The sequence below is a fragment of the Pedobacter ginsengisoli genome, assembly GCF_030244015.1.
Taxonomy (GTDB): domain Bacteria; phylum Bacteroidota; class Bacteroidia; order Sphingobacteriales; family Sphingobacteriaceae; genus Pedobacter; species Pedobacter ginsengisoli.
The window spans coordinates 767,383-785,127 of the sequence record NZ_JASSYX010000003.1; the positions used below are offsets into that span (position 1 = coordinate 767,383).

10 protein-coding genes are annotated in these 17,745 nt (G+C 44.4%); 3 read left to right on the forward strand and 7 right to left on the reverse strand.

Features of this window, described 5'->3' with window-relative positions; genetic code table 11:
* Positions 1–65: 65 nt before the first annotated feature.
* The 3 genes from QEP08_RS15555 to QEP08_RS15565 all read left to right on the forward strand — a co-directional run bounded on the left by QEP08_RS15555 (position 66) and on the right by QEP08_RS15565 (position 5,136).
* Positions 66–2,840 carry a glycoside hydrolase family 2 protein gene (locus tag QEP08_RS15555; RefSeq protein WP_285059404.1) on the forward strand — a complete coding sequence of 925 codons (2,775 nt, stop codon included), beginning with the start codon at positions 66–68 and terminating at the stop codon, positions 2,838–2,840.
* 29 nt (positions 2,841–2,869) lie between these two features.
* On the forward strand, positions 2,870–4,069 hold the full coding sequence (locus tag QEP08_RS15560) for a PQQ-dependent sugar dehydrogenase (RefSeq protein ID WP_285059405.1): 1,200 nt from the start codon (positions 2,870–2,872) through the stop codon (positions 4,067–4,069).
* 185 nt (positions 4,070–4,254) lie between these two features.
* The gene (locus QEP08_RS15565) at positions 4,255–5,136 is read left to right on the forward strand and encodes a cupin-like domain-containing protein (RefSeq protein ID WP_285059407.1); all 882 of its coding nucleotides are present in this window, start codon (positions 4,255–4,257) and stop codon (positions 5,134–5,136) included.
* A gap of 24 nt (positions 5,137–5,160) precedes the next feature.
* On the opposite strand, the gene QEP08_RS15570 is transcribed toward QEP08_RS15565, so the two are convergent.
* Genes QEP08_RS15570 through QEP08_RS15600 form a run of 7 tightly spaced genes read right to left on the reverse strand, consistent with a single transcriptional unit; the run spans position 5,161 to position 17,430 of the window.
* Positions 5,161–6,009: a sugar phosphate isomerase/epimerase family protein gene (locus tag QEP08_RS15570; RefSeq protein WP_285059409.1), complete on the reverse strand. Its 849-nt coding sequence runs from the start codon at positions 6,007–6,009 to the stop codon at positions 5,161–5,163.
* A 16-nt stretch (positions 6,010–6,025) separates the two neighbouring features.
* On the reverse strand, positions 6,026–7,144 hold the full coding sequence (locus QEP08_RS15575) for a Gfo/Idh/MocA family protein (protein ID WP_285059410.1): 1,119 nt from the start codon (positions 7,142–7,144) through the stop codon (positions 6,026–6,028).
* Between the two features lie 46 nt (positions 7,145–7,190).
* Positions 7,191–7,955 carry a ThuA domain-containing protein gene (locus QEP08_RS15580; RefSeq protein WP_285059412.1) on the reverse strand — a complete coding sequence of 255 codons (765 nt, stop codon included), beginning with the start codon at positions 7,953–7,955 and terminating at the stop codon, positions 7,191–7,193.
* A 24-nt stretch (positions 7,956–7,979) separates the two neighbouring features.
* Entirely contained in the window at positions 7,980–11,528 is a 3,549-nt protein-coding gene (locus QEP08_RS15585; protein ID WP_285059414.1) for a PVC-type heme-binding CxxCH protein, read from the reverse strand.
* A gap of 34 nt (positions 11,529–11,562) precedes the next feature.
* A complete protein-coding gene (locus tag QEP08_RS15590; protein WP_285059415.1) occupies positions 11,563–12,264 on the reverse strand; it encodes a DUF3823 domain-containing protein in 702 nt (233 codons plus the stop codon).
* 24 nt (positions 12,265–12,288) lie between these two features.
* Positions 12,289–14,217, reverse strand: coding sequence for a RagB/SusD family nutrient uptake outer membrane protein (locus tag QEP08_RS15595; RefSeq protein WP_285059417.1), 1,929 nt, complete (start codon positions 14,215–14,217; stop codon positions 12,289–12,291).
* 21 nt (positions 14,218–14,238) lie between these two features.
* A complete protein-coding gene (locus QEP08_RS15600) occupies positions 14,239–17,430 on the reverse strand; it encodes a SusC/RagA family TonB-linked outer membrane protein (protein ID WP_285059418.1) in 3,192 nt (1,063 codons plus the stop codon).
* Positions 17,431–17,745 lie beyond the last annotated feature (315 nt).

Genomic DNA, 17,745 nt, shown 5'->3' on the forward strand with positions numbered 1-17,745 from the left:
TTAATCTTGTCCAGGGTATAGAAGAATTGCTTTTCATAGCCCTGATGATCAAACCAAATATATTGATGAAAAAAATATTACTACAATTGTTGCTCTCGTTGATCTGTTTCAGTTCATTTTCCCAGCAAACAATGATCAAATATCTTTCCGGAACCGACAAGGACCATACTGTTCAATGGGATTTTTACTGTACCGCAGGAAGAAAAAGCGGGCAGTGGACAAAGATTGCCGTTCCATCCAACTGGGAGCTGCAAGGCTTTGGAGCTTACAACTATGGTCACGACAAGGATAAAGCAAGTGAGCAGGGGCTTTACAAATATGAATTCCTTTCAGGAAACTGGGCAAACAAAAGGGTGTCCATTGTATTTGAAGGCTCGATGACAGATACTAAAGTACTCATCAATGGCAAAGAGGCCGGACCTGTACACCAGGGGAGCTTTTACCGTTTCAAGTATGACATCACCGACCTGATCAAACCAAATGACAAGAACCTGCTGGAAGTGACGGTATCCAAAATGTCCACCAATACTTCGGTCAATACCGCAGAGCGCAAAAGCGATTTTTGGGTATTCGGTGGGATTTTCAGACCTGTCTACCTTGAAATCGTGCCACCGGTATTTATTGAAAGGACGGCCGTAAACGCCAAGGCAGATGGTTCTTTTCAACTCGATGTATATGCAAAAAATTTGACGGGTGACGAGCTGATCGAAGTTCAGGTACAAAAACTGAACGGGGAGAACGTTGGCAAGCCTTTTTCAGTGAAAGCAGATCCCGGCCCGGACCATCTTGAGCTAAAGAATAATTTTGCCAGCCCGCTTTTATGGAGTGCGGAGTTTCCCAATTTATACCAGACAGTAGTGTCCATAAAGAACCAACAGGGCGTCGTACATCAGATGAAACATAAATTTGGCTTCCGTACAGTAGAGCTACGTATAAATGACGGGTTTTACATCAATGGCACAAAAGTAATCATGAAGGGTAGCAACCGGCATAGCTTTTGGCCGGAAAGCGGCAGAACGCTGAGCCATGAAATCCATGTGATGGATGTCCGGCTGATGAAGGAAATGAACATGAATGCAGTACGCATGTCCCATTATCCGCCGGATGCGGATTTTCTCGATGTATGTGATTCGCTGGGCTTGTACGTGCTGGATGAGTTAACGGGCTGGCAGGCAAAATATGACAGTGAGGTAGGCCATAAGCTGGTGAAAGAACTGGTAGTACGTGATGTGAACCACCCATCTGTTGTGTTTTGGGACAATGGCAATGAAGGTGGCTGGAATACAGAGCTGGACAATGACTATGCCTTGTATGATCCTCAAAAACGCATAGTGATCCACCCATGGGAGAAGTTTAACGGCACCGACACCAAACATTACCAGGATTATAAGGCGATTGAAAAGACAGTGGCTGCCGGCAAGGAGGTCTACTTTCCCACAGAATTTATGCATGGGCTGTATGATGGCGGCGCAGGTGCCGCACTAGACGATTTTTGGAGCCTGATGATGAAACATCCTCATGCAGCGGGAGGGTTTATCTGGGCTTTCATAGACGAAGCTGTGATCCGCACAGATAAAAACGGTGCCTACGATTCTGATGGCAATCACGGAGCCGATGGGATTGTCGGTCCGCACCGTGAAAAGGAAGCCAGTTTTTATACCATAAAGGAGATCTGGTCACCGGTTTATATTGACCCCAAACCAATTGATGGAAATTTCAAAGGTGGGATTCTGGTTGAAAACCGGTATTCTTTCACCAATTTAAATCAATGTACGTTTAAATGGAAACTGGTTAAATTTCCATCGGCCCATGCCAAAACTACTGCAGCTACCATCGTGGCAACCGGAACACCCGCAGCACCAGGTCTTAAACCAGGAGAAAAGGGCATGATACAATTGAGCCTGCCTTCATCATGGTCAAAAAACGATGCCCTATACCTAACCGCATACGGACCTGATAAGAGAGAAATATTTACCTGGAGCTGGGCCATCAGCACACCGGCCGTTGTTGCTAAAAAAATTGGTTCCATATCTGGTAAAACAGGTAAATCCGGCATCAAAACTGAACAAACCGACGAGTCCCTTATTGTGAAAAATGATGGCATTCATTATTATTTTGACAAGGCTACCGGCTATATTCAAAAAGTAGTCAAACCATCCGGCACGATCTCCCTCTCTGGCGGACCGGTATTGGCGGGCATCAGTAGCACATTAAAAGAGTTTACCCATAAATCACTGAAGGGACAATATGTCATAGAGGCCGAGTATCAGGGTACAGGTTCATTACATGTAAAATGGACCTTTACATCAGGACAGCCGGTTAAACTCGAATATCAGCATAGCCAGCAGGGTGATGCTGATTTTACAGGAATCACTTTTAACTATCCTGAGGAGAAGATCACAGGGATGAAATGGCTTGGCCGCGGCCCCTATCGTGTATGGCAGAACAGGCTCAAAGGACAGCAATTTGGAGTTTGGCATAAAGCGTACAACAACTCGATTACCGGAGAGACTTTTGAATATCCTGAATTTAAAGGTTATCACGCAGAAGTCAACTGGGCGGTGATCGAAAACAAGGAAGGGCCTTTTATGGTCTACACGCCCGATAAGGCCATGTATCTGCAGATGCTGCGTCCTGCAAGGGAAAAAGACGCGATGAGAAACAACAATGTGGAACCGGCTTTTCCAGAAGGAAGTATTGGGTTTTTAAACACGATCAGCGCAATTGGCAATAAGTTTCAAAGCGCCAGCCAGATGGGGCCACAAAGCCAAAAGGGCCGTCACAATGGTGAAAAGGTCAATGGCACACTATGGTTTGATTTCAGCGGTAATTATAAATAGTTATTTTTAAGCATATGCAAAATATCCATATGAATACAAGAATATTGTTTGGTCTCGGCCTGGTCGTAATCCTTTTTTCGTCCTATCTGAACAAAAAAGACAATCATATTAAAGTCCCGGCGCCTATAACCCTGAAGGTAAAACAGGTAGCCGTAAGCATTCAGGCACCTACGGCACTCGCTTTCCCTGGCAATGGCGAAATCTGGGTAACAGAACAAACAGGAAAGATACGCTCCATTAAAAATGGAAAGCTGAGCAGTATTCCTGTTCTTGATCTGGCTGGTAAACTTCCTAAAATGAACAGCGGCTATGAGGAACGCGGACTGCTCGGCATAGCGCTCCATCCGCGCTTTAGTACCAATAAGAAGTTTTATGTCTTTTATAGCATACCCTCCAAAGGCAAATTTAACCATACAGATGTAGTCTCAGAGTTCAAGCTGGGCAGTGCCGGTAAGGCAGAACCCGATAGTGAAAGGATTATCCTGGCCGCTGAAAAGCCAGACGGAAATCACAATGGTGGCTGTGTCCAGTTTGGAAAAGACGGGTATCTGTACATTTCTTTTGGTGATGGCGGTGGTCAGGGTGACAAGCATGGGGAGTTCGGCAATGGACAAAACCTGAACACCTGGCTGGGCAAAATATTGCGGGTAGACATCAATGCAGATTCCGGATACCTCGTTCCAAAGGACAACCCTTTTGTCGGCAAAACAAACGCAAAACCGGAAGTATGGGCCTATGGTTTTCGCAATCCCTACAGGTTCTCCTTCGACAGGGCTTCAGGACTACTGTTTGCAGGTGACGTAGGTCAGGACACCTGGGAGGAAGTTGATATTGTAAAAAGCGGCGGCAACTATGGCTGGAGATTGACAGAGGGTACACATTGTTATAACCCCGCGACCGGCTGTGACATCAAAGGAATTACTATGCCAATAGCCGAATATAACCATAGAGAAGGCGTAAGCATCACAGGCGGTTATGTGTATAACGGGAAACTGATCTCCGTACTGAAAAGCAAATATCTGTTTGCGGACTGGACAGGTCCCGTATACTATCTCCAAAAGAATGGCAGTACCTGGCAGCGTGGAAAAGTCACTTTACAGAATATTCCGGAAAATCTGAAAATAACCGGATTCGGAGAAGATACGGCTGGCGAGCTGTATTTGCTGACCAATCCTGATACCGGTCCGGGAAATACCGAAGGAGGCATTTTTAAGATTGTGAAAAACTAACCGGGGATAGACCGACCACATTTTCCAATGGCATGTACAACTCAGGTTTTGGGTGCACCGGTCTTTTTGTGCCGGTTAAACTGACTTTTCAGAGCCAATTGTCAGGGTATTTTAAATTTTTAACCCGGCAATTCTCCTCAACCCTGTTTTTCAATAGTTTTGCTCTGTTTTAACACTGTATTAACATGAGCTTCGACCTATCCCCAATCGATATCGTAAATGATATTTCGAAAGAAGATTTCGAAAAAAATTATTTAAATACACGTAAACCACTGATCATCAAAAACATGTCAAAGACATGGCCGGCATACGACAAGTGGACTCTGGATTACATGAAAACTGTCGTTGGCGATAAGACGGTACCGCTTTACGACAGCTCAAAAGCTGATCCGTCAAAGCCGATCAATGCTTCGGCGGCTGAAATGAAGTTTGAGGATTACATCGAACTTATTAAAAGCATGCCAACCGACCTGCGGATATTTTTGTTCGATCCGATCAGGCATGCCCCTAAACTACTCGAAGATTACCGCGCTCCAAAAGAGCTCATGGAAGGATTTTTGGACAGCTACCCAAACATGTTCTTTGGAGGACAGGGCTCCGTTACTTTTCTGCATTACGACATCGATCTGGCCCATATATTCCATACCCATTTCAATGGGCGCAAGCACGTAATCCTATTTGAAAACAAATGGAAAGACAGGCTTTACCAGATTCCGTATGCGACCTATGCATTGGAAGATTATGATGTGGAAAAGCCTGATTTTGATAAATTCCCGGCCTTAAAAGGGGTAAAAGGAATTGAAGCTTTTCTGGAACATGGTGATACGCTTTTCATGCCAACCGGCTACTGGCACTGGATGAAATACCTGGATGGTTCATTCTCCATTAGCCTGCGGGCCTGGGACAAATCCTGGGCAGTTAAGGCCAAAAGCCTCTACAACCTGACTTTGCAGCGTAAATTTGATGATTTTATGAAAAGCCGCTTTAAGGAAAAATACATGAACTGGAAGGAGCAACTGGCTGTTAAAAGAGCTAACAGGGCATTGGAAAGACAAATGCCGCGTTAGTTCAGCAGATGCGTCGGTAACCAGTTAAGAAAACATCATTTTATAGAAAGCAAGGCCTTCTATAGCGAGTTGATCAGAACTATTGGCCAGTGGCCGCCATATACTGGCTGCTCTTGCAATCTCTTCAGACACCTCACCAAAGGTTTCAATAACAATTGCTTTGTCATAGCCAATCTCAGTTAATGCCTGTTTGATTCCCGTCCAGTCAAGATTGCCCGTTCCTGGCGTACCCCGGTCGCTTTCATTTGCCTGAATGTGACATAAAAGATCTTTACCGATTTTTCTTATGGTATCGGGGATGCTCTTTTCTTCAATATTGCAATGAAAAGTATCCAGTTGTATTTTAATATTCGGACTAGCTACGTCCTTTACCAGGGCGAGCGCCTGATCAGCTGTATTTATCATGTCGGTTTCAAACCTGTTTAAGGGCTCCACGCCCACAAGCACTCCACAATCCCCGGCTACCCGTCCAGCTTTTATAAGATTCTCCACACACCAGTCCCATTCCCTTTTTTTTTGTGATTCTCCTATGAAACGGGTTTTACCAACTGCAGAATATACCGGCCCCCCAAAAACCGGACTTCCCATATCCTGCGCGATTCTGATGCAGTCCGTAATGTATTTCAGGCCATTCTCCCTGATCGCTGGATCGTCACTGGATATATCGCGGTCAGCACCAAATGCACCACTGACGGTCACCTGCAATTCGTATGCTTTTGTCAGTTCCTTCAGCCTGGCCCAATCAATTAATTCTTGCTTTTCAACGGCCACTTCGATGATGTCAAATCCCATTCCTTTGATCTTTTGGACAAGATCAAAGGAATGGGAAGTAAAGGGGGATTTCCAAAGAAAAGTACTTACTCCAAATTGCATAAATTAAATATTTAAACTAGTTTTCAAAATCAGGTATACTGATGCGTTTCCCCCCGTTCATTGCGGACTCGTGCGCACAAATGCCCGCGCAGGTATAATTGGCAGCCAGCGCCGCATCTACAGCAGAATCCCTGCCTTCAACAATTGCCGCAATAAACTCCTGCACCAGATGCGGATGCGAACCACCGTGTCCTGCACCCTGTAAAAATGAAACATGGTTCGGATCATCTATTTTTTCTCTCTTTGTAAAATTCGCGATCTCCGGGATCAGTTGTTCGTCTGTATCCGGTACATTTATCCTGCGTGCATTTTCGCCGCCATCAAATAGGATATGCTCTTCATCTTGCAGCTGCTCCCATTCAAATGACATTTTGGTACCGTATACGTCATAGCTTTCCCTATACTGACGAACTACATCAAATAAAGAACGGGTGGCTTCTGCAATCACATCCGAATTCTTTAAGGTAAAAGTGGCGGTTTCAACTGCAAAAGGAGAACCGTATCTGCTGGTCAAATCATCGCTTAAACGTCCTGAACCATGACACACCACTGTCTCAGCTTTAGTGTTGTTTATTCTCAATAATGGCGAGATGGCATGCGTTCCGTTGAGCATTGGCGGATATCCTTTCCAATATTCTCCCCATCCATCCATACTCATGTCCTGAATATGGGAACCTCTTACAAACTGGATCCTGCCCAGCTCACCACTTTCTGCCAGCTTCAATCCGTACAGAAATTCCCTGGTATACAAAGCAGTCTCCATCATCATGTAAACCTTATTTGCCCTTCTCTTAGCTTCCACAATTGCCTTACAATCCTCCACGGTCATCGCCATTGGAATAGTGCAAGCGGTGTGTTTATTCGCATTAAGGGAAGCCAGCGTCATTTTGGCGTGCTCAGGAACAGGGGTTACGATATGGATGGCATCTACATCTTCCCGCTTTGGAACGTCCTCAAAATTTGTAAAACAGAGATTTCTGTCCAGGTTAAACTTAGTGGCGAGTTCGTCAATTGTCTTTTGGTTGCGCGTACAGATACCAACTGCTTCAATATCCGGGTGATTCTGATAAATGGGAATAAACTCTTTGCCAAAGCCCATCCCAACAATTACTACGGTAATTTTTTTCTCGTTCATGTGTTTTCTTAAATTAAAATTAGCGGTTATTAAATTTCTCAAAATTTCATTTACGGCTTACCCATTTAACAGCATTCCGAAGAAGGGCCTGATAAGCAGACAGATCATGAGATGCGGAATCATGGCCTAAAGCAAGGCCGACAATACGGGCTTTTGGATGATTGATTACAAAGACAGATGGATAGACCACTTCATTTCCCTGTACACTGGAGCTCGCTAAAATTTTTATTCCCGGCCCATTTGCATCTGCTTTGTAATAGTAACGCTCATCACTCAGATTGAATTTCTCAGGCACATCCCTGGTCACCGGATGTTTGGTATCTGTTACCGTAACATCAAAGGCGCCGTACTTATCATGACCTCTGGACCCGCCACCTGCCAGATACAGGTTATATTCCGGCCAGTCTTTCCAGTTGTACCACAACGCAGCATGTGCCAGTATCAGTCCTTTACCTTCAGCAGCAAATGCAATGATCGCTTTACGCAGCTCAGGATCTTCCATTGGCTGGTTATTTGTAAGGATCAGCACATCAAGATTTGCCAGTTGCGGAAGTATTTCGCTCACATCACTGGTATACCTGACAGCAGCAAGACCATCCTTTTCCAGAGTAGCTACATCAACTTCTTTATACCATTTATCAAAATTGTGAGAGGAGCCGCCACCAACAATCAACGTGCGTATGGCAGATTTTTTTTGTGCATTTGCAGGAGTTTGTACTGTACAGCCACCCAAAAAAAGTGCAAGTATGACCAAGGTAGTCAGCATTATTTTACCCAACAGCTGCCTGATAAAAGCTACATTAGATTTCATATCAAAAGATTTAGTTATAATAATTTATTTAGTTACTCTCATAATTCCGTTCATGCCTCTCCAGTGTCCCGGAAAAGTGCATAAAAAAGGATAATCGCCTGTAGTATCCGGCACTATAAATTCAAAAGTCACCACGTCTCCTGTGTTCAGCAGTTTAGTTGCGTGCAGTACTTCGGGCACATTGGGCACATATTGCTTTTCCGCAGCTTTCGGATCCCGCAGCATGTCATCAGCCGCCTTACCAACTCTTTGTAGAGATCCGGGTTTTATAATGAGCATGTTGTGCTGCATTCCATCGGGGTTCTCTATCTCAAAAACCAACTTTTGGCCTGCCTTAACTGTAAAAAGTTTTTTGTCAAACTGCATCAGATCTTTCACCACTTTTATCTTAATCATGGTTGAACTTTCTCCCGTTTTTTTAACAGCAATGTTTTTTGATCCCCTATTCCCTGTCGTCCCGGATTTGATCAGCTGAAGTGAGGCATTTCTGAGATCGCCCTTAAAAGCTGACATTCCATTGTAAATGACCACTCCTGATTCAACCTCTGCGTCATTGCTTGTTACTAAATTGCCTGTTAATTTTTTTGTAAACAATCCCGGGGCTTTTGCATGGGCAACCTCTTCTCCATTAACATCAAGACTAAGCTGTCCATCTGACTTCAGGATTGCAGTAACATCAAATGCCCTTCCCGACAAGGTATCTTTTGCCGCGGCTTTAAAATTGCGGCCGTTCTGGTTAACAACGAGATTTAGCTTTGAACCATTAATATACAAACAATACCCGTTCTTTTCATCTCCCTGGGCAATGATCACCCCATCAGAACCTGCAGTCCTTGATTTCAGTACCATGGCCTTGAGATGAATCTCCTTTCCGGTCACATCCGGCGAGAGCCTTACATCTGAACGCCCGATCTTATAGATGTCCTGTTCAACAATACCCAACATCCGTTTGCTGAAACCCGAATCAGGCAACTGATCTCCTTTTTCTTTAGCCAGCGACAAGAACCCCTCCCGATTATTCATTGCAGCTGCGAGCCATGCCTGGGCCAGCCAGGGGTCTTTTCCATTTTCCTCTTTGACCGAGGCATCATATACAATGCTGGCAATACCTTTAGCTGCTGGCAATCCGGCAAGTACTAAAACCGCGGCCATTCTCGTATTCAGGTTACTGTCGTTAAGGATTCCGCTCTGCTGGATCAGGTGTACAGTATGTCCATTTTTAGGCAATACCTCTACAGCCGCCTTTCTTACCCCCGCTGCCGGATGAGTTAAAGCTATGTTAACAGCATTCATTGCTTCTTCGTTACTCCCGTCCAGAATACCCATGCCCTTCAATGTCCATAAGGCATTAATAGCAGGCCCATTCAATCCGATTTTATCCACAGCCTTATCGTTGATCAGCTTTAATAACCCGGGAATGCTGGAAGGGTCTTTTTTCTCCACCAGCAACCGCTGCGCCGTTAAGCGCCAAAACATATTGTCGTTGCGGAGCGCATCGACAAGCCCCGAAACATTATTTTTGGAAAGAACCGGTGGTGTATAGGATTTCGCTTTTTTATAAACGACCCGGTATATTCTTCCGCGGTCAATATCTCTTAAATTAGTTTCCAGTGCATTACCCTGGCCGAGCTTCTGATCTGCAAGTGTCAGTGGCAAGATATATTCTGTTGGTGCCTGCCTTGGAACAAATGTATTGTGCTGGATAATGAAATTATACCAGTCGGCAACCCAAACTGCTCCATCAGGACCAACTTCTGCCTGTACGGGACCAACCCATTCATCTGAACTGGCTAAAAAATTCCATCCGTCCTTTTCTTTAAATCCGGCGCCGTCCTTTTCAATAATTGCCTGGTGAATTAATTTTACAGTCGGCTCGGTAACAAAGGCCACTCTGTTCCAGTATTCCTCCGGGAAGCTTCTGGCGGCATAAAAATGATGACCGGCAGCAGCAGTAAAGCCGCCGACAACATCTACCTGTCTCAGGTTTGGTGTCATAGCATGTACATCATAATGCCCGTCTATCTTCTGCACCGGCGCCAGATTTGATCCTGCAAATATCCGGTCCATATAGGAAGCCGGCATAGCATAAAAAGCACTGTGCGTATTATTGGCCGTAGATATAAAGACATTATTTTCTTCAGAGAATCCAAGCCCCCAGGTATTGTTACTGGTCGGGGCCAGGTATTCGAAATCCTTTCCATCCGGACGGAAACGATACACACCCTGATTAAAGCGCATGTTTACTCCGTTTATTTTACCCCTGAACCCAGAGAAACCAACCACACCCCATATTTTATTGTCAAAGCCATACTGCAGGTTTGAAGGACCAGCATGCGTATCCTGTTTCCCCCAGCCTGTCGATAATATTTCCTGGATATCGGCCTTATCGTCACCATTGGTGTCTTTTAAGAAGACCATATTCGGTGCCTGTGAGACGACTATCCCGCCATTTGCAAAGACCATACTGGTCGGGATGTTCAGGCTATCAGCAAAAATCGTAAACTTATCTGCTTTGCCATCACCATTGGTATCCTCACAAATTTTGATCCTGTCATTGGCGGCTCCGTCAGTTTCCGTAAAGGTATTTGGATAATCAACTGATTCAACTATCCAAAGACGGCCTTTTTCATCCCATGCCATCGCAATCGGATTGGTGATATCCGGTTCTGCAGCAAACAGTTTCACTTCAAAATCTATAGGCACCTGTATCAGTTTCATCGATTCCTGAGGAGTCAGACCTGCCTGTATTTTAGGTACCAGGTGTCTTGCTGTGAAATCAGCTATGGTATCAGGATAAATGGCCACATCAGGGATTTTTAAGTTCGATATCCATGTTCTGACATCATCACCGATAGCCCATAAAACTCCGTTCCTTACCATCTTCAGGAACTCGCTATTCTTCCAGGTCACATCATCATGGCCATAAGCAGTGTAGAACACCCGGCCCTTACCTTCATTGCGCACCCAGGTATAAGGCTCTTTTTTTAAACCTTCCCCGCGCTCCATTAAGACCACTATGTCAGAATTGAGGTTTTTATGCACATAAGTTTCATCTGTTGTCGTAAACGCGTTGATCCCTTTTATTACCGGATGGTCCGGCTTTAAAATCGTGGGCTTAAATGATCCGTTTCCATGTGAGGCAAACTGACCTCCAATGGCCTTAATGTACCATGCCGAATTCCTGAAACAGCCTGAGGCTGAATGCAACGGGATTAGCCCTTTCCCGCTTTCCACAAAATGCTTCAGTGCCGTTTCCTGCGGTACGGTTATGGAGTCATGGTTGGCGTATATAATCAGCCCGTCATACTTAGCCAGGTTCACCTCATTTAAGTCGTTCGGATCAATGGTATAAGTAAGATTAATCCCGCTCTTGAAAAGTTCTATAGCAAGCCAGGGCGCATATTTTCCCGAGTCATGATGCTTCCCTGCGTTACCAAGAAACAGGACTTCCGCTCTTCGGGCACGTTCTGTTACGGGATCCGCTGTCTCAGAAGCGGCCACTATTCGTTTCTTATTGGCACAGCCCTGGATTAAAATCCCGCTAATCAACAATAAAAACAATATCTTTCTCATCTCTGTCAGGTTAAATAATTAAAATGGCATTCAGCTAAAAGGTCAACTTCACTACCGGGCTGAAAATCATGTCATCAGCTCCCGAGAATTTGACACCAATGCTGGCGAACACGTAATTCTGAGCCGGCACCAACGCTGGTACAGTAACGTTTAAGCTTACGTTATTTAAATCAGGTATGGCCAACCCGGCAACATTCGCAGTCGCCACATTGGTTTGCGAGTCTGCAAACCGTGTTTTGCTGATATAAAGGGTCACACGTTCAACAGTCCTGGCGTTTGCACCGGTTACAATCTGTTCAAGCTTACATGTGCCGCTAACCTTTCCACCCGAATATGCAAATGCAGGCGTCCTGATCATAAAATAAGGCATGACTTCGATGTCCAGACTGGTATTACCTTTTAAAGAGATGGCAACAGAATCAGGTTTGCCGTCAGCTGTTTGTTTCCAGACAAAAGGTCCTTGTCCCAAAGGAACCACCATTTTATAATTGCCGTCAAAAAGAAGGTGTGAAAATGCCCCTTCAGGTGTAAATATACTGCTGATAGGCCCGGTTTTGCCAAAGCCGGGCTGGTACAGCTCATAACTCACTTTGTTGTATTCAAAATTGAGCGGTTCACCCTGATATACGATCCGTCCGGTCAGAGCTGCTTTAGGTTCTTCAAAATTATCTTTTTTGCAGGATACGGCCGATGCAATTAATGCGAAAGATAAGATATATTGAAATTTGATTTTCATGTTTGTAATTTTAAGAGTAAACACTTACTGATTGGGTTGTTTAACCAGTTTTGGATTTTTCGTCAGGATATCGGCTTCGATCTGGCTGTAATAATTGCCCAGCTGCCAGTTATCGCTTGCAGTCACTTTGTTTGACAAGTCTACTTTAAAAATCCATTTGCCATTGTTTGGCGATCCCGGTGCATAAAACTTATAAGGCAGCAGGCCATAAGGCTGCGTACTTCTCTTTGTAGCTTTTGAAAGATTACTCAAAAGATCTGCTTTACTTAAAGCAACACCATCAAATATCTTATGCGCTATCCTGAAACGTTTCAGATCAAAAAAGTACTCGCCTTCAAAAGCGAACTCTACCCTGCGTTCGTGAACAACCCGGTCGAAGTTGATATCCCCTGCAGTTAAAGGAACGGTTAACCCGGCCCGGCTGCGGACCTCATTCATATAATTTGCTGCAAGGGCGGTCTGGCCCAGCTCAAATGCAGCTTCAGCTGCATTTAACAGGACTTCAGCAAAACGGTACCTTACTCTCCATACCGCACTTCCTACGCCGCGCTGGCCTGAGCCAATAGCCGGATCCTGGTATTTACGGATATAAAATCCGGTTTGTGCTGAATGCTCTATCCCGCTGATCGGACCGTCAAATCCGACAACCTGCTCCGGCACCGTTTTACCTGGCAATACTTTTTGCGCGCCACGTTCGCTGCCGCTGATCACAGTTCCGTCTGCCAGCTGAACACCCGCCCATATATCGACCGGTCTCGATTTAAAGCTTGAGCCCGGAATAATAACCGTACCGCCAAGTCTTGCATCTCTGCCGGCAAAGATATCCTGCTGATTGGTATAATAAATGAAATTCCCGTTTATATCATTCGTAGCGAGTGGCTCAAATGTATTGTCCAGTTTTTCGAATGACTGAACCAGGTTCAAAGAAGGATTGATACGTCCGCCTTCTTCCTCCTCAGCACCAAACCTGGGCTGGTTTACTTGTGTAAATCCATGTCTTTTAAATTTCAATGCATAGTCGTCTGCCCAGATCACCTCATTATTTTGCGTTTTGTCATAAAAAATAGCAGCAAAGTTTTCCGAAAGATTAGCGGGCTGTTTTTTATACAGGGAATAAGCACCGGCTCCACCAGTGATAATTTCCTCGGCTGCCCTCAATGCCGTAGTATAATATCCATTTGCCATTCCGGCTGGAATACCTACTTCGCCGCCGGAAAGTGAGACAGATGGAGTAGTTGCCCCATATTTTGCAATTGATGCAGCATATAGCGCAGCCCTGGCCTCCATAGCAAGAGCCGCGCCTTTTGTTGCTCGTGCCTTGGTGTTGGCATTGGCAGGCAATAAAACTTTCAGTTCCTCCGACTCTTTGATCACAAAATCATACATTTCTGATTCTTTTTTTCTGGGAAATTGCAGTGCGGTAACATCACCACCATTAAACTCCAGAGAACTAAGAATAAGCGGTACCCCGCCATAATATTGGGTGAGGGTAAAATAGTAGCTCGCTCTTAAAAACCTGGCCTCCGCAATATATAAAGCTTTGGTAGGCTCATCCAGTGCTGTACCCGCAGCGCAGCGTTCCATAAAGAGGTTAAGTTCACGGATGTATTTATAGTCCCATGGCGTCCAAAAGTAGGCCGGCCTGCCTTCAAAATCCGGGCCTTTGTACCCTCTGAAATCCCAGGTGCTGTTTCCATGATAGTTGTTGTACTGGTCATTCTGAGAATAAAACGCTTCGTTAAAATCACCCAATGTTACCCATTCGGTTAACCGCGGATAATCGTACTGCCGGTTATAGAGATCGGCCAGAATAGATAATACCTGAGCAGGATCGCTAAATGCGAGTTCAGTACTTAAAACCTGTGTAGGTTTGATGTCCAGATAATCCGAATCACTCTTGCAGCCTGCGCCGAAAATAAACAATGCGGATATTGCTATGATAAATTTTTTCATGTCATTTTAAATTAAAAGCTTTTATAAAGTGAGGTTAACGCCCATATTAACAAAAGAGTTCTGCGGATACTGCAACCCGTTTGTACCCTGCACCTCTGGATCAACACCAAACTTTTTCAGATTGTCTATAGAAAATAAGTTATAGCCATTTATAAAAACACGGGCCTTCTTGATATTTACTTTTTCTATCAGTGATGCAGGTAAAGAATAACCCAGTTCAATTGTCCTTGCCCGTATCGCTGTCACATTATGCAGCCAGAAAGTTGAATTTTTATTTACCGAACTCGCTGAGTTGACATTAAACCGCATGGCAGGATATTTACCGGGAATCCATGCACTATTCAGATCAAAAGGGTCTTCCCTGTGCCACCTGTCAGTTAATATGGTATTCAACGCACCCGAATTATAAGAATAAGCCCTTCTTATCTCGTTTTCCTGGTTGAAACTATACATCGATCCGATTGAAAAATCTGCGGCAAAGTCAAACCCTTTCCAGGCAACTGTAAAGTTAAATCCACCATTTATAAGAGGTTGAGCTGTTCTGTCAGGATCATCGCTTCTATCAAAACCTAAGGGTCGTTCGTCATATCCATCTATTTTCCCATCGCCATTGAGATCTTTATAGATCAGATCACCCGGCAATAGTGTCTTATTGCCCTGGCCGTCAATATTGACCGGATAATTGTTTATTTCTTCCTGTGACTGAAACTGACCGACTACATCGTATGCCCAGAACAGATTCTTGTATCTGCCCTCTGCAGAATTGCGATACTGGTCCCAGGAGTTAAAAAATATCGGTTTATAAGAAGAAATAAACTTACTGCGGGCGTACCCGATATTGCCGCCCACAGTGAAATTTAGTGCCCCGGCAGATCCGCTATAAGAAAGAAAAACCTCTCCGCCTTTTTGCTGATCCTTGTTTATATTCTCATCACTTAAGTTGAACCCGATTTCGGCCGGCAGAATGATGTCATATTTAGTACCCCTTAATCCGGTACGTGACCTTCTAAAATAATCGACACTTCCGGTAAGTTTATTGTTAAATAGCGTGAAATCGGCACCTATATCAAGGATCTTACTTTTGAACCATGAAATATTCAGGATCGGTTTTCCCTTGTCCCTGGAACCGATGACCGGATTTCCGTCCAGGATGCCGTAGCCATTCCGGTTGTAATTATAGCCCTCCAGATAATCTGTAGCAATGATCCCATTGTCATCATCGCCCAAAATACCATAAGAAGCACGGATTTTCAAATCATTCAGCTTGCTGTTTTCACCCAAAAGTGATTTCATGAATTTCTCATCCGAAATTCTCCATCCACCGGAAACGGACGGGAAATAGCCCACTCTTCTGTTGGGCGCGAATTTCCAGGAAGCATCCCTTCTGCCCGAGACTTCCAGGTAATATTTATTGGCAAAATTATAGTTTAGTTTCCCGATATACCCGATGCGCGCTTCCTGGTCATCCCGATCGTTGTAAGTGTCTGAAGTATTAAAATAGATCAGGGGGAGGACATTTGTTGCCGGCACAGCGTGGACAAAGACTTCCTTGTCTCTGACATCATAACGCTCAGAAATAAGAAGTCCGCCGATGGTATGCTTGCCAAAGGTATTGTTATAATTCAGGCCCATCTGATAGTTGTTTTTCTCTATCTTTTGTGTTCTCCTTTCGCGCCAGGGATTGATACTTCCTCCCGTAGCTTTATAAGTGTCATCGGTAGGGTTGTAGGTATAGGTTTTATAAGTGTATTCATGACCATCATGTAAGCGATCCTCCAGCCCATAAGAATAAGATCCGCGTGCGGTAAGTCCTTCAATATATGGGATCTTGTACTCTGCATTAAAGCGGATCGTTCCATAACGCCTGCGATCATTTGAATAACCACCGTATTTTTTATTGTTATAAGCCCAGTTGGACTCGTTGTGACCGATGTCATTGATATAATCGGGATTGTCATTGGCATACGGACGTTCCCAGGGCCTGTTCCAAAGAATGGCGGCCTTTGGCAAATTATAATCATCACCTCCCGGAATACCCGGGTTGTCCCTGACTTCATTATAAGCATTTACACCAAGTCCAACTTTCAACCGGTCTGTAATATTCGCATCAATATTGGCGTTGATGTTTTTACGCCCATAAGTAAACTCTCTGCCCAATACAGAATACTGGAACATATTTGTTCCTGAAAAGTAATAGTTGATCTTGTCTGAACCACCAGAGGCATTAATGGCTTGCTGGTAGAGCGGTGCATTCTTTTCAATAATGAAATCCTTCCAGTTAAAGCTCTGGTAGCCCCTTGCTGTTCCCTCTTTATATTTGGCAAGTTCCTCTTTGGTTACAGTGGTTGAGCCTGTGTGGTTCATTTCGGCATCAGCTTTTCCCAAATACCACAAGTAGGAATCATTTACTACGTCCGGAAACCTGCTCCAGTTTTGAAATCCCGTAAACGCATCAATATTGATAACGTTATTTTCGCCCCGGCGCCCTCTTTTGGTAGTAACCACCACCACACCGTTGGCAGCGCGAACCCCGTAAACCGCCGCCGAAGCATCCTTCAGAATAGTAATACTTTCTATATCGCTCGAGGCCAGGTTGTCAAACTGGCGTTTATCCTGCTGTATCCCGTCTATCACGAACAAAGGATTTCCCATGTTCCTGACCTGAACAGTTGCACCGGCACCTGGCCTTCCATCGGGCATTCTAAAGGTAACCCCCGGCAATTTACCCGCCAGGCCAGTACTAACCTGCGAACCACCATGCACTTTTTCCAGATCCTTGGCACTGATCGTTGCTACAGCCCCGGTTATTGATTCACGCTTCTGTGTACCGTATCCCGTAACCACGACTTCCGTAAGCTGTTGCTTATCTTCCTCCAGTTCCACATTAACGGTATTGCTGCCCGCTGCAATAACTTCTTTAGTAAGAAACCCGATATAAGTAAATACCAATACACCCCTGCCAGCTGGCAGTGTTACCGCATATTTGCCATCTTTGTCGGTACTCATGCCCCCCGCAGCTCCCTTTACCTTTACGCTGACCCCGGTAAGTGGCTGCTGCTGAAAAGTAACCGTTCCGGTAATGGTCCGTTGCTGTGCATAAAGAGCCGAATGGGATAAAAAAATAACAGTAATCAGTAACAAAAAGGCGTAGCGCCGCCTTTCCAAAAGAGCATGCCCGCCCAGAGCAAATCTCCATAAGAGTAATTTTTTCATTTTATATTTGATTAGTTTTAGTTTAGATTAAATAGTAGAAACTAGGGGTATATTAGCGCATTGATTATGGCTGGTCTCCTTTCTTTAATTAATGGATGATAAAATTGTTCCTGGCCAACGATTTATGGCTTCACTTTTTGATTTTTTAAATCAATGTCGAATTCCGGATTTCAGATTTTTCTTCATAGCAATAGGGATTATAGTTGGTTTTAGTATTACAAGTTTAATTTTTATAAATGCAGAAATCCCCTTACATCTTATCTGATTATGACTATATTGTATCCTAAATCCTTGCAATAAGAGTGTTTTGATGTA